This is a genomic window from Paenibacillus sp. BJ-4 (genome assembly GCF_020404765.1).
GTDB lineage: Bacteria > Bacillota > Bacilli > Paenibacillales > Paenibacillaceae > Paenibacillus.
Genome location: NZ_JAIVEM010000097.1, coordinates 160,745 through 173,795 on the forward strand (window position 1 = coordinate 160,745; position 13,051 = coordinate 173,795).

Sequence of the window (13,051 nt, forward strand, 5' to 3'; positions counted from 1 at the left end):
AGAACCACATGAACCCGGAAAGTATGTCAGGGGGGATTGAGATGAGCGATACGGGGATTGTTATGCCGCTTTACAAACAGGATATCGGTTATCTACAAGCTGCGATTTCGTCCGTACTGGCCCAGAGCTACGAAGCGTTTCGTTTCATCATCGTTATTGACGGAGCGCCGGACATGGTGGGACCGGCGCTCCATGCAGCAGGGGGGGACCCGCGCGTTCAGTTGATTACACTTCCCGAGAACAAAGGGGTCTCCAATGCCCTCAATCGGGGCTTCGATGAGTTGTTGAAAGATCCTGCTATCACATATGTAACCTGGGTGTCGAGTGATAATGTATATTACCCTTCCTTTATAGAACGATTGCGACAGGAGCTGGAGCAGGGGTCGGACTCGCTTGGTCTTGTGTTCTCTACCTTCCGCCAGGTTGACGCCGGAGGGAACCCGCTGTATGACGAGCAGCACCAACAAGCCCTGATCCGATATCAAAGCCAGCCGCATCATGAATTACTGAATGCCAGCATTGTCGGGGTTTCATTTATGTACAAAAGCCAATATGCCCGTAAGATCGGCGGCTATCGGCTACAACCCGTGGAGGATTATGATTACTGGCTGCGGCTGACCGAGACGTGCAGCATGAAATTCATCCCGGAGATCCTGATGGATTACCGGGTGAATTCTGCTTTTAGCGTATCGGCCAGCTTGCACAGCCAGGAGGAACACCGACGCTGGCGGCACACATTTCAAATCGCCAAGTATGAGGCGAGAGCACGTCGGTGCATCCCGCTTGAAATGACCATTTTAATGCCCGTCACAGATATGACTCAAGCCGAACCGTTACTGGATAACCTGCTAGAGCAGCATTACAGCAATTGCATGATTCGGTTGCTGGATTTGACGCCGGAACAGGGAGCTGCCTTTTTCCTGTCCCTGATGCAAGATCCTCGTCTAATCGTAACACCAAGACCGCACTATTCTGTCAAGGATGCACTGGTTCAGGCCATAGGGGAAACGGTGACCCGCTTTGTTGTATGCTTCGGTGTCAAACCGTATACTGCTGTAACTGATTTGCTGTATTTGACGGATTTGCTTCGCCCACTCCAGGCTACACCTGCCTTTCGTTTATTTCAGCTCATGTTTCGTCGGAGTTATTATAAACCGAGCCTCGGATCATGAGCGGTCCTGTAACAACAGCCCGTCGGTTAGCCGATTGCACGGTTAGGCAATATACATAAGCCTCTGTCTGTTTGCCCGATTCCTCATACCTTAACTCGGCAAAGCCCTCCTGATAGCAGGAATCCTGCAGCCAATCCAATAAGGGCCCCTGTACGTCGTTGCGGCGCAGCCGGATATCCAGCTCTCCGATATCCCAGTTGAGCAGCGGATTTTCCCATGCCAACGACACTTCAACGACAATACGCCCATCAGACTCACCTGCCGGAATGATTAACGTAGAGAGCACGCTTTCCTGTTCGGTGACCTGAAAAGGCAGGGCATGTGTGCCTGCCTCGGCTTTGTTTTCTACCGAATACTTTAACATGCATTCTTCCTCCTCTGTCCGTGCTTCAAGGCGTCACGGTAAAATGATTGACTGTACGCTTAGCGACTACGTTCCCGTTCTGCACAAATTCCGCCAATATAAATAGTGTCTCCGGGTTGTAAATACTCGTGATCATTCGTAGGTAAAAAGGATTTTGGGCTGTCTCCATATCCGTGAGCTGCAGTACGGAGCCGGCTTCGGGAGAAGGGCTCAAACGAAGAAGCTGTCGCCGGAAAATGCCACTCTCATTTCCGATATCCAGCAATACATCAACGGCTCTTTTTTCACGATTGAACAAGGTAACATGGCAGGATTGTGTAGGGTCGCTGAGATTAGCGAGATGATGATCGACAGATAGGACAAACACGGACATATCATGTAATGTAGTGTGGAACAATTTGCGGCCTAAAGGCTCCATTTTCGACAGACGAAGGAGAGAGCCATGAGGGAAGGGCGTATATAAAAGGAGGCACGGCTATGAGACTCGCACAGCTGGCAGGAGAATATGAGGCGGTCTTCAGTCTGGGGCAAATTGCACACCTGCCATTCAATTGGAAAAGAACCGCTTGCGGCCGTTTGCCGGGGTGCTGGACTGGATGATGTCTGACACGCTGTCCGATGTGAACCGTTTGCTTGAAAATCGGTTTGCCGGATTTATGGATTTGCCTAATTTAAGTGTCGTTGGTACGAGCCAACTGAATTATATGGTCAGAGATATCGCTTATAACGTGATTTCGGTACATGATTTTCCACAGGAGCGCAATACGTCTTCCGATTTGGCAACCTATTCGGAGTTCAGAGAGAGGATAGATCGTCGGATTGAACGTTTTTTTGCAAAAACGCAGATGGCACAGCGCAGCTTGTTCGTCCGTATGCTGGGAACCTATGAAGAAGTAGTGGAATTGGAGCGTATCTTATCTGGCATGGTGGCACATGAATTTCGCTTGCTCATCGTTAACTGCTCCGGTGTAACGGAGTTGACCGAAGTGGACTGGCAGCTTCCGAATGTATGCGCAGTGGAAATGCCTTTTGCTGATGTATGGAATTACAAAAGTGATCCGCATTGGCGGGCCCTTTTTAAGGGGATGTCTTTGTCTTCGGAAAGGGGAGGGCGTCGTGCTTGAGCGATTGCAGGGGGATTATGACGCTATATTCAGCCTAGGAGGACATTGCTTGCCTTCCATTCAGCTGGATAAAAACGGACTGCGTCCGTATGCCGGGCCGCTGGATTGGATGATCTCCGGTAATTTGTCGCAGATCAGTCGCTTGCTGAACACCCGTTTTGCCGGATTTATGGATTATGCCAGCCTCCGTGTCACAGGGCATGATTACGGAGGGCAAAATTACATGGTCGAGGATGCGTCATACGACATTACAGCGGCACACCGTTTTCCCGTGACCGAAAATACATCGGAGCATCTGACCTCCTATCCTGCATTCAAAACGACGCTTGATCGCCGTATCACACGGCTACTGGAGAAATTCGCGCTTGCGTCCCGTCTGCTGCTGGTTCGTGTGGGGGGCAACCGGGAGCAGGTGATAGAGCTACACGATGTGTTGTCACAGATGATTACACATGATTTTCGTCTGCTACACGTGGATTATACAGGAACTGAAGGTGTGACAGAGCTGGATTGGGGGCTGGAGCGGGTAGTTTCAGTGGCGCTGCCGCCTGAGGATATATGGAACGGTCAGGATGAACTGTGGTGTTATATGCTGGAAAACCTCAGGCTAAAGGTCTGAGGTTCCGGATAATACAGCTTAGATTGTCTTTACTGTCTGTACATGTGCCTGCGCCAAGCTATAGAACGTCGCATAACATAATGCGAAAGGAAGACTTTGGCTTCGGTTTAAAAGGAGGGTGCGCTAGTGAAGGCTTTGGTCACTGGGGGGGCCGGATTTATCGGTTCCCATCTGGTGCGTGCGCTTGCTGATTCGGGCATCCGAGTGCATGTGCTGGATAATATGTCGACCGGGAATGTCGCAAATGTGGACCCGCGCGCGGTCATGCATATAGCGGATATTCGCAGCTCTGAAACCCGGACGCTGCTGATTCGAGAAAGCCCGGATATTGTGTTTCACTTGGCGGCACAGGCTGATGTACAGCATTCCATTCATCAACCAGATGAGGATGCGGATGTGAATGTGTTGGGGACGATTCATCTGTTGCAGGCTTGTCATGAAGCCGGTGTAGCCAAACTTATATTTGCGTCTACATCCGGCGTATACGGAGAGCTGGAAAAGCAATGTATCCAGGAAGACGATCCCACGGAGCCGATCTCGGGCTACGGGCTGTCCAAGCTGACCGCAGAGTCGTATATTCGGCTTTTTTATCGACTGTATGGCATGAACTACACGATTTTGCGTTACGGAAATGTGTATGGTCCCGGTCAGGCGCCGAAGGGAGAGGGCGGCGTAGTTGCTCTTTTTATGGAACGGCTGAAAAAAGGCAGTCCCTTGCTCATTCACGGCGACGGAACACAGACCCGCGACTTTGTGTACGTCAAGGATGTAGTCAGAGCGAATGTGGCGGCTATACGTGCTGCGGATCAACGCACGGTACATGTAAGTACGGGACGAACGACATCCATCAATCGACTGGCCTATGATTTACTAAAGCTGCACGGTTCGGCCGTCCGCCCCGTATATTCACCTGCGCGGGCGGGAGACATTCACCATAGCTGCCTTAGTAACGCGGTCGCCAGACATTGGCTTCGTTGGGAACCGCTATACGGCATCTCTGCTGGTTTAAAGGAAACGTATACGAGCAGCATGGATTCAGGAAAAGAAGGAACGTAGTGATAGAGCGCGCGAATCAGGGAGGGGCAGAGTGATGAGACTCAGCCCCTTTTTAATTATATATACGGTTTATTCAGATTGATGACAGACGAGTGTTTCTTAATCGCGGATAGGTTGACTATCAGTAGATTGGGAGCTATTATAGATACAATAAGTCTTTAATTGAGGTGTAGTTATGAAATTTACAAAGGCAACGAATTATGCTCTGCACACGATGCTCATGCTTGTTGCCGATTCGTCGGTTAAGCCGGTAGGTGTTCAGCAGTTGGCCGAATCCCAGAACGTGTCACCAACCTATCTTTCAAAAATTTTGACCAGACTTGTAAAAGCTGGCATGATCGAGTCAGTTTCCGGAGCCAATGGAGGCTATCGTCTATCCCGCAATAAGGATGATATTACCTTTTTGGATATAATCCATGCTATTGAGGGTACGAATTCCTTGTTTGATTGTGATTTTGCCCACGGTTCTGAATGCTTGATTCAAGCTGTCATGAGGGATGCGGAGGAGAAAATGGAACGTCATCTAAAAAATGCAAAATTGGTTGATCTGGCCCACAAGCATACGCAGGGTTAAGGCCGAGGGGTTTAATATTAGAAGGACTTTATATTAAAAGAAAGAGGGTGGTGCCATGCTTATATAGCCATAATTATAATAAACTTTTTTTAATCTAATAACAGATATAATAAATCTTTAATATCTTTTAAAAGGGGTTGGGTGTTATGCTGTATGATTGCGTCATTATTGGTGGAGGACCTGCCGGGCTGAATGCAGCCCTTGTGCTTGGCAGAGCAAGGAGAAACGTGGCTTTGATGGACAACAATCGGCCCAGAAATGCTGTAACGCATGCGTCACACGGCTTTATTACGAGAGATGGCGTAACGCCGGCCGAGTTTCGTCGTGTTGCTTATGAGGAGGTACAGCGCTATCCGTCTGTGGATCATTTGCCAACAGAGGTGGTTTCGATTGCCAAAATCGAATCCGGTCGATTTGATGTGCTTGATTCGTCAGGCATTCGCGTCCAAGGGCGAAAACTGATCCTGGCGACAGGGCTGAAGGAGATATTCCCCGAGATCAAAGGCTTTTATCCGTTATACGGGAAAAGTTTGTTTAATTGCCCTTATTGCGACGGCTGGGAGCTACGGGATCAACCGCTTGTCCTCGTCTCTGAATTGCCAGCTGTCTATCATACGGCCAAGCTGCTCCTCAATTGGAGTCAGGATTTGGTGGTATGCACCAATGGACAGGCATCCTTGTCGGATGAGCAAAAAGAACGGCTTCAGTCCAAGGGAATTGTGGTGATGGAGCAGCCTGTTGCGGCTTTCATTGGCCAGCATGGCCAGCTTGAGCATGTTCGTTTTACGGACGGTACTAAGCTCCCGAGGGTCGGCGGCTTCGTGACACCTCAGTTGGTACAAACTGCATCGTTTGGAGAACAATTGGGCTGTGAAAGGACGGAGTCGGGCGGGATCAAGACCGATGGGGCGGGAAGAACCTCCATACCTGGTGTATACGCCGCGGGCGATTCTTCGTACTTTATGCCTTCTCAATTGATTTTTGCCGCAGCCGACGGCAGTCGAACCGCCACGAGCGTAAATATGGATCTGACGGATGAAGATTTCGGATAAATTCTGGTCCTTTCTATTCTAGAATCAAAGATATAGCCAGCAATATTAAACCAATGATCATAAATATGAAGGACCATTTCCATCTGCTCTTCCGATCTTTCCCCTCAGGATCGCATGCCTGCTCCGTATAGTAGTTGGCACGCATGCGATCACCACTAACTCCTGTTCCACTTAATATAATAGCGAGTATCATACAGGCAGCGCCTGCCCGCCATACATAATCATGAATCATAACGTACCCTCCTTTATTGAGAGGCTAAACAAGATTTCCGCTCAATGACCTCGGTATTCACCAGTACCTGCATATGATGCTCTTGATTTTGATTGAGCTTCTCCATCAGCAAGTTTACAGCTGTCTGAGCCAAAACATCCTTTTTTACATGAATGGTAGTTAGTTCAGGGCTGATGACCTTGGCCTCATGAATATTATCAAACCCCATAACGGAAATTTGCTCAGGTACTCGAATATTCATCTCCTGAAATGTTTTAATGGCACTAATCGCCATGTAATCATTTTCGCAAAATAGGGCCGAAGGAAGCTCCGTTAATTCTTGGATAGCCGTTTTAAAAGAATCCTGTGACATCACAAGCATGGGGTGCATATTAAAGGTAAGTCTATCATCTATGGAAAGATCATGTTTCTCTAAAGCCGCCACAAATCCTTCCTTTCGTTTGTTAAAGTTAAGGATTCTGGTACTGGATTGCACGTATCCTATTTGTCTGTGTCCAGACTGAATTAAATATTGGCCTGCCTGATACCCGCCAAGGTAGTTATTAATGGATACAAAACTGGCGTCGATGTGTTCAAAGCAAGTATCCAAAATAACGATATTGGCATGAATGGATTGTATAGAATGAATAATCTCGGAAGTTAAATTGGTACCCAGCAGAAGCACTCCTGAGGAGGGCTGTTCCTTTTCCAGGGCAGACAATTCCTCTTCAAGGCTATGACTATCAAAAGACGAAAAAATAAGAGTGTTTCCATGGTTTCTCACCTGATTGGTAATATGATGAATTAACTCATTGAAAAATGGAAGTGATTCGTATTGCTCGGTCACGATGCCTGTATTTTTGCATGCAACAAAACGAATGACATGGTGACTTTTAGTAAATTCCTTATTGGACTTCATGGTCCGTGGTCTATATCCATGCTCGTGGGCAATTTTTAAAATATGCTCCTTGGTTTCTTCGCTAACACCGGGTTTGTTATTAAACGCAAGAGAGACGGCCGATTTTGAAACACCGGCAAGCTTTGCAATATCATCAATTTTCAACGTGGAACCTCCCATTTGACTAAACTATATAAATTATATCATGACTATACGATAAAGTTTAGTTTATAAATTAAACTAAACAAACGATATGAAAAATGAGTTGACCTTTTAGGGTTTATAGTGTTAATATTCAATTGTTAACGCTTTAATTTAGTTTATTTTATACAATATCATATAAATTCGTATTGTAATTTAGTTTTGTTTATGTAAGAAAGGATGATTTATTTGAGATTAAGCATTGCTGAAAATCAAAGAAGTTTTGTAAAAGAGGGCAAGCCTTTCTTTTACTTGGCAGACACCGTCTGGAGCGCTTTTACCAACGCGACGATTGAAGAGTGGAGCGATTACCTGGATTATCGAAAGATGCAGGGATTCAACGTTTTGCAAATCAACATGCTCCGCCAATGGGATGCAAGTGAAGCGGATTTGAATCTACAGCCGTTTGCATTACTGGAAAATGGAAATTTTGACTACCGTACATTAAACGCGGCCTATTTTGACCGGGCAGAAGTCATGATAAAGATGGCTGTAGAGCGCGGATTTATTCCAGCGTTGGTTCTGCTGTGGTGCAACTATGTACCGGATACGTGGGCTGAAATGTTCCAAAAGGACAATAAAATGCCGTTGGATTGCGTTGAAAGCTATATAACGTATGTTGTAAACCGCTATTCCCGGTTCGAGCCTGTTTATTTGATCAGCGGGGATACTGATTTTCCTAAAGAACGTGCTAATGCGTACTATTTGAAGGCGCTGGAAACGGTACAGCAATTAAGCCCGGCAAGCTTAACTACACTGCATATCCAAGGAAGATTGAGGGAAATTCCTGAAATCTTTGAAAAACACAAGGGTCTTGGATTTTATATGTATCAATCAGGACATAATTCCCAATTTCAACATGTAGCCCACGAGATTGCGCAGCACTTCTATCATAAGCCAGGAGTACGCCCCATTATCAATGGAGAACCTTGCTATGAACAGATCAGTTACAGCCGCAATGTGTACGGTAGATACACTGCACTGGATGCCAGAAAGGCGGCATGGCAAAGTCTTCTTGCGGGCGGGGGAGCGGGAATCACCTACGGAGCGCACGGGATTTGGAGCTGGCATAAAAAAGGCAAGAAGTTCGGTATTGTAGAAGGGGAGGGCTTTGATAGTCCCTATGATTGGAGAACGGCATTGCGTTTTGAGGGCGCATGGGATTATTCCTTTATTAAATATTTGTTTGAAATGTATAACCTGATCGGTATGAAGCCGTTGGATATTGTTTTAAACAAGACAGAGGAGATCAGAGCTGCGGGGAACGAGAATACCATCGTCTTGTATATCCCGGTTAACACGAAGGTGCGACTAAGTATCAACGTGCAGGACTACAAGTTTACGACCATTGATTTAGCGGAGAGACGATTTGCACAAACGGAGGTGTATGTCCAGGCTGATCAATCCGTCATAGACATGCATAGTTTTGAAAGTGACGTTGTGATCATCGGAACGAAATAAATAAGAAAATAGAAAGCGCATCCAAGAAGGAGTGATCATGATGGATTAGAAGAAGACGGCTAGAGAAGTGCTAAACTCGGTGGGGGGAAACGAAAATATAAACAGTGTCATTCACTGTGTGACTCGGCTAAGATTCAAACTGAAGGATCATCAATTACCTGATAAGGAACAAATCAAGCAGATTGACGGTGTGATTACTGTCGTAGAAAGCGGCGGTCAATTCCAGGTGGTTATTGGTAATGAGGTCCCTAAGGTATATGAAGCTCTTTTGGAGACGATGGGAGTAAAGCCGGATCAAGCGCGTCAAGAAGAGCAAAACAATGAGAAATCCGGTTTATTCAGCCGATTTGTCGATGTGATCTCAGGTGTGTTCATGCCCGTTGTTGGTGTGCTCGCCGCTGTGGGGATTCTAAAAGGACTGTTGGCCTTATGCACATCCCTGGGCTGGATGACGGATCAGATGGGTACGTATAAAATTTTATATGCGACAGCAGACGCTATGTTCTATTTCTTTCCGGTTATTCTAGGATTTTCAGCGGGTAAAAAATTCGGAGGAAACCCGTACCTGTCTGCTGTTTTGGGGGCCGCCTTGGTGTATCCGACGATTACTTCCGCCTTTACGGATAAAACGGCGCTGTCCTTTTTGACCATACCTGTCGTTCTGATTAATTATACTTCTTCTGTTATACCTATCATTATTGCAGCATTTTTGGCAGCTAAGGTCGAAAAAATGATAAGCAAGTATGCACCTGCCTCCATTAAAATGTTCATTGTGCCTTTTCTGACCTTGGTTATCATATCACCGATTGTTTTTCTGGTTGTTGGGCCGATAGCAACTATAGTCAGCGATGGATTAGCTAAAGGCTCCATGTGGATTTATCAGTTAAGTCCGGCTGTAGCTGGTCTCGTTCTGGCCGGGTTCTGGCAAGGCATCATTATATTCGGTTTACATTGGGCATTCATTCCAATTCTCCTGAATAATGTAGTTACGAACGGGTTTGATCCGATTAACGGGATGTTGTTCTGTACGACTTTTGCGCAAACCGGTGCGGCTTTTGCCATTGCTTTAAAATCACGTGACCCTAAATTAAAACCTATTGCGACTTCTGCTACAATTGCGGGTTTGATGGGAGTTACAGAACCAGCGATTTACGGGGTTACGCTACCTGCCAAAAAGCCGTTTATTTTAGCTTCCATTGCCGCAGGTATAGCGGGAGCCACAGCAGGTCTACTGGGATCAACGGCATATGGTTTTGCCTCAGGCGGCGTTTTCGGTATTCCTCTGTTCATTAATCCCAAAGGTATAGATGCAGGCTTCATCGGTTTTATCATTTCTTTGGTTGTGGCTTTTGTACTTGGATTTATCCTGACCTATCTTTTCGGCTATAAAAATGCCAAGCCTGCGCCTGAGATTAAGGTTGCAGATGAAAGCAAAGAGGAGGAAAAAATGGTATTCAGTCCTCTAAACGGTGAATTGATCCCTTTAACCGCTGTAAATGATGAGGCTTTCTCCAGTGGTGCGATGGGTCAGGGAGCTGCTGTTATTCCGAAAGACGGGGTGGCCTACGCGCCATTTAACGGAACTGTTGTTACCGTTTTCAAAACCAAACATGCCATTGGGCTTATCTCTGAAGAGGGCGTCGAACTGCTCATTCACATCGGAATTAATACCGTGAGCCTGAAAGGCAAACATTTCACTTCTTTTGTGTCTGAAGGGGATACGATTCAAAAGGGAGACAAGCTGGTTGAATTTGACCAGGAAGCCATAGTAAGCGAAGGATATGATATCACTACATCCATCATTGTAACCAACACAGCCGTGTACACGGATATCATAGTGGAAAATACGAAAGATGTTCATGCCGGAGACCACTTATTAAAGATTAAATAGATTTCAAATGTGGGAGAGAACGATGCGAGGCAGTACCTCTCATTCCGTTGACTCAAAACACGGCGGACATGGACTGAGTCAGATCGAAAGGGCATGTATATGGAGCGCCAGGGAAGCTCAAAGGCAATGAGCTTATTGCGATTCCCCGGCAATTCGTGCCGATGATGGCGGCAGTGAAGTTACCTCACACCTAGCGAGTTCATCATCTGCCGGAAGGAGCGCACATATTTATCCGGTGCCAACAGGCTGACGATTCGTGCCTGCCCCTTTTGGCGGATGGATTCGCGATGAGGTATGTTGTTCATCAGGTCCAACCCTTGCAATACCGCCTGCAGGATGTCTCCTTGTTGGTAAAACTTACCGGTTTCGTTGTGATCAATGAATGCTCGTACTCCGTCTGAATCAGAGCTTAATACCGGGCAACGGCAGGCCATCGCCTCAGCTACCGCATAGCCGAAGCCCTCTACCAGCGAAGTCGACAGCAGGTAGCCGCCGGAGTCGCCAATTATGGAGTAATACAGAGGCATTTTGGCATGAGGAACGCTTTTAAAACGCTCAATAATCGAGGACATGCCGAGCTGAGCCAGCATCTTCTCAAATTGTATTTTATCCTCTGGCTGAGACAAGGTATCATCATAAAACATCCAAATACGAAGATCCGCACGGTTTTGCAGCATCCAGTAAGAGATATCGACAAAATGCCTCCAGTTCTTGTTTGGCTCCAGCCGCCCAACCCATGCAATGACCGGATGGATCGGAGGAGTGTTAGGTACATAATTAAATACGCTGGTATCCAGAACGTTTGGAAACACGTAACGCTTAAGCCACGGACACATGCTGGAGAATAGATTCACTAAATGAGTCGTATCTGGCAGGAGTACGGCATCGGCATATTGTTGAAGATAGGGAACCGCATCCGCAACTACCAATGCCGCTTCTTTGTGTATGCCAAAACCTTGCGATTCATAGATTAATATCCCCTGATAGCCTAACATGCGCAGTCTGGGGAGCATAGGATAATCGGAAGAGACGATAATTGCATCGTAGCGATGAACCTCCACCAGCTTTCGAATTTCTTCTTCGGAAGAAGTCATGAACACCGGAATATCGCCGTGCAGGTTTTGCATCCCAGTTCCTTGCTGATAATAGAGAAGGTGACATTCAATCCCGTCCTGAATGAGCACTTTACAGCGTTGGCGGTTCAGAGTTTCCACGCCGCCGCTGGGTATATAGAAAGTGAATAGAACTTTGATCTCCATAACCTCCTTTGCCAATCGCAAGCCCCCCTATACCAAGTTATTCAAGCTACAGGACGGGGTGTGGGTATCTATGGAAGCCTGGAATGAATCAGCGCATAATTATGGCTGAGCCGAGCATCCTCCGGGGAGCGCTCCGTTGCTTCTTTTGCGTATTCACAGGCTTTGTGCAGAAGGCCCAGCTCGTAGCAAGCAAGGGCTCCAAGATCATACAGTGTAGCGTCCCAGCAAAAATTTTCCTGCATGTACGTATCCGGTCGTGTCGTAATACGCAGCGCCTCTTCGACCATATGATAGACGGCAGGCCAGTTCCGTGTACGATAGGCAAGCTGGGCCATTTCCGTGAAAGGCTCACGTAAATGCGGTGCTTCCGCAATGGCTCGGTATAACCAGCGTTCAGCCTCTTGCCATTGTTCAGTTGCCTGATAAGCTCTGGAAATAAAGCGCATGGAAGCGCTGCGTTCATCCGCCCAGCGCGCCTGCGGCATGGCGAGATGTCTTTGTAGTGTGGCGATGCATTCGTCCCAACGGCCATGGTACATATATTCCCGTCCCAAGTAATGCATGTTGCGGTCATCCTCGGGAAACTCACGCACAGACTGCTCCAGCAGTGGAAGGTATTGGCTGCGGGACTTGTGCGGATCGGGATCATGATACAAGCAGAGCCGGTCTGACCGGATGCTGCGTTCCTCGTCTTCCCCGATATATTCAAGCACCTCATGCACTGGACGTACCCAGCGGTAGCCATGGCGAGTGTGTATTTTTTCTTTCCAGAACCAAGTATAGGCGGTATCTTGCCCGGGCTGCCCATGCGTGAAGGCGTAAAGCATTCGGGTTGTTCCTTCTTTCCAATGGCGTTCCAATCGCGATCGCCAACCCTCTTCCCAGATTTCATCCAGATCCGTACATACACAAATATCTACATCATCGGGGACCCATCGCAGGGACTCATTACGAGCCTCGTCAAAGCGCCAAGGGTCCACGTGAATGCAATGCACATCTGCACCCGCCTCGCGCAGTAGGGACACGGTATCGTCTGTAGAGCCGGTATCCGCTACAATGACAATATCGGCTTCCCGCATGGAGTTCATCCAGCGCTTGACGAATCGGGCTTCATTTTTGCTGATGGCATAGACAGCTATTTTGTACCGATTCGGTTGTTGCATTGTGCT

Annotated in this window: 15 protein-coding genes; 9 read left to right on the forward strand and 6 right to left on the reverse strand. The window is 47.3% G+C overall.

Translation table 11 applies throughout. From position 1 onward, the window contains the following. Positions 1 to 41 precede the first annotated feature (41 nt). A complete protein-coding gene (locus LCF57_RS17345; RefSeq protein WP_226001806.1) occupies positions 42 to 1,172 on the forward strand; it encodes a glycosyltransferase family 2 protein in 1,131 nt (376 codons plus the stop codon). On the opposite strand, the gene LCF57_RS17350 is transcribed toward LCF57_RS17345, so the two are convergent. Together LCF57_RS17350 and LCF57_RS17355 are read right to left on the reverse strand one after the other, a co-directional pair. Then, a complete protein-coding gene (locus LCF57_RS17350; RefSeq protein WP_226001807.1) occupies positions 1,129 to 1,536 on the reverse strand; it encodes a hypothetical protein in 408 nt (135 codons plus the stop codon). The genes LCF57_RS17345 and LCF57_RS17350 overlap by 44 nt on opposite strands. Before the next feature lie 25 nt (positions 1,537 to 1,561). Further along, a complete protein-coding gene (locus tag LCF57_RS17355; RefSeq protein ID WP_226001808.1) occupies positions 1,562 to 1,954 on the reverse strand; it encodes a hypothetical protein in 393 nt (130 codons plus the stop codon). Positions 1,955 to 2,013: 59 nt separating this feature from the next. On the opposite strand from LCF57_RS17355, the gene LCF57_RS27620 reads away from it, so the two are divergent. The 6 genes from LCF57_RS27620 to LCF57_RS17380 all read left to right on the forward strand — a co-directional run bounded on the left by LCF57_RS27620 (position 2,014) and on the right by LCF57_RS17380 (position 5,961). Next, positions 2,014 to 2,136, forward strand: a complete 123-nt coding sequence (locus LCF57_RS27620; protein ID WP_264083667.1) for a hypothetical protein — start codon at positions 2,014 to 2,016, stop codon at positions 2,134 to 2,136. Then, the gene (locus LCF57_RS17360) at positions 2,088 to 2,660 is read left to right on the forward strand and encodes a papain-like cysteine peptidase (protein ID WP_264083668.1); all 573 of its coding nucleotides are present in this window, start codon (positions 2,088 to 2,090) and stop codon (positions 2,658 to 2,660) included. The genes LCF57_RS27620 and LCF57_RS17360 overlap by 49 nt, the downstream gene beginning before the upstream one ends. Further along, a complete protein-coding gene (locus LCF57_RS17365; protein WP_226001809.1) occupies positions 2,653 to 3,279 on the forward strand; it encodes a DUF1796 family putative cysteine peptidase in 627 nt (208 codons plus the stop codon). Before LCF57_RS17360 ends, LCF57_RS17365 begins: the two co-directional genes overlap by 8 nt. Positions 3,280 to 3,405: 126 nt before the next feature. After that, positions 3,406 to 4,335, forward strand: coding sequence for an NAD-dependent epimerase/dehydratase family protein (locus LCF57_RS17370; RefSeq protein WP_226001810.1), 930 nt, complete (start codon positions 3,406 to 3,408; stop codon positions 4,333 to 4,335). A 175-nt stretch (positions 4,336 to 4,510) separates the two neighbouring features. Then, positions 4,511 to 4,909 (forward strand): Rrf2 family transcriptional regulator, encoded by a 399-nt coding sequence (locus LCF57_RS17375; protein ID WP_226001811.1) that lies wholly within the window; start codon positions 4,511 to 4,513, stop codon positions 4,907 to 4,909. Between the two features lie 146 nt (positions 4,910 to 5,055). Continuing rightward, positions 5,056 to 5,961: an NAD(P)/FAD-dependent oxidoreductase gene (locus LCF57_RS17380; RefSeq protein ID WP_226001812.1), complete on the forward strand. Its 906-nt coding sequence runs from the start codon at positions 5,056 to 5,058 to the stop codon at positions 5,959 to 5,961. A gap of 13 nt (positions 5,962 to 5,974) precedes the next feature. Here LCF57_RS17380 and LCF57_RS17385 read toward each other — a convergent pair whose 3' ends face one another. Beyond that, positions 5,975 to 6,193, reverse strand: coding sequence for a DUF5316 family protein (locus LCF57_RS17385; RefSeq protein ID WP_226001813.1), 219 nt, complete (start codon positions 6,191 to 6,193; stop codon positions 5,975 to 5,977). 13 nt (positions 6,194 to 6,206) lie between these two features. Further along, complete coding sequence (locus LCF57_RS17390) at positions 6,207 to 7,235, reverse strand: LacI family DNA-binding transcriptional regulator (RefSeq protein ID WP_226001814.1); 1,029 nt, start codon at positions 7,233 to 7,235, stop codon at positions 6,207 to 6,209. A gap of 216 nt (positions 7,236 to 7,451) precedes the next feature. Between LCF57_RS17390 and LCF57_RS17395 the strand changes: the two genes are divergently transcribed. Together LCF57_RS17395 and LCF57_RS17400 are read left to right on the forward strand one after the other, a co-directional pair. Then, positions 7,452 to 8,732 (forward strand): DUF4038 domain-containing protein, encoded by a 1,281-nt coding sequence (locus LCF57_RS17395; protein ID WP_226001815.1) that lies wholly within the window; start codon positions 7,452 to 7,454, stop codon positions 8,730 to 8,732. Between the two features lie 67 nt (positions 8,733 to 8,799). Beyond that, entirely contained in the window at positions 8,800 to 10,623 is a 1,824-nt protein-coding gene (locus tag LCF57_RS17400) for a beta-glucoside-specific PTS transporter subunit IIABC (RefSeq protein ID WP_226001816.1), read from the forward strand. A 179-nt stretch (positions 10,624 to 10,802) separates the two neighbouring features. On the opposite strand, the gene LCF57_RS17405 is transcribed toward LCF57_RS17400, so the two are convergent. Together LCF57_RS17405 and LCF57_RS17410 are read right to left on the reverse strand one after the other, a co-directional pair. Next, the gene (locus LCF57_RS17405; RefSeq protein WP_226001817.1) at positions 10,803 to 11,897 is read right to left on the reverse strand and encodes a glycosyltransferase family 4 protein; all 1,095 of its coding nucleotides are present in this window, start codon (positions 11,895 to 11,897) and stop codon (positions 10,803 to 10,805) included. A 53-nt stretch (positions 11,898 to 11,950) separates the two neighbouring features. Further along, positions 11,951 to 13,045 (reverse strand): glycosyltransferase, encoded by a 1,095-nt coding sequence (locus LCF57_RS17410; protein WP_226001818.1) that lies wholly within the window; start codon positions 13,043 to 13,045, stop codon positions 11,951 to 11,953. Positions 13,046 to 13,051 lie beyond the last annotated feature (6 nt).

Bases quoted from the DNA above. Each gene is read 5' to 3' on its own strand.
- LCF57_RS17345 (WP_226001806.1), top strand. From the start codon at position 42: ATGAGCGATACGGGGATTGTTATGCCGCTTTACAAACAGGATATCGGT.
- LCF57_RS17350 (WP_226001807.1), bottom strand. From the start codon at position 1,536: ATGTTAAAGTATTCGGTAGAAAACAAAGCCGAGGCAGGCACACATGCC.
- LCF57_RS17355 (WP_226001808.1), bottom strand. From the start codon at position 1,954: ATGGAGCCTTTAGGCCGCAAATTGTTCCACACTACATTACATGATATG.
- LCF57_RS27620 (WP_264083667.1), top strand. From the start codon at position 2,014: ATGAGACTCGCACAGCTGGCAGGAGAATATGAGGCGGTCTTCAGTCTG.
- LCF57_RS17375 (WP_226001811.1), top strand. From the start codon at position 4,511: ATGAAATTTACAAAGGCAACGAATTATGCTCTGCACACGATGCTCATG.
- LCF57_RS17380 (WP_226001812.1), top strand. From the start codon at position 5,056: ATGCTGTATGATTGCGTCATTATTGGTGGAGGACCTGCCGGGCTGAAT.
- LCF57_RS17385 (WP_226001813.1), bottom strand. From the start codon at position 6,193: ATGATTCATGATTATGTATGGCGGGCAGGCGCTGCCTGTATGATACTC.
- LCF57_RS17395 (WP_226001815.1), top strand. From the start codon at position 7,452: ATGATTTATTTGAGATTAAGCATTGCTGAAAATCAAAGAAGTTTTGTA.
- LCF57_RS17410 (WP_226001818.1), bottom strand. From the start codon at position 13,045: ATGCAACAACCGAATCGGTACAAAATAGCTGTCTATGCCATCAGCAAA.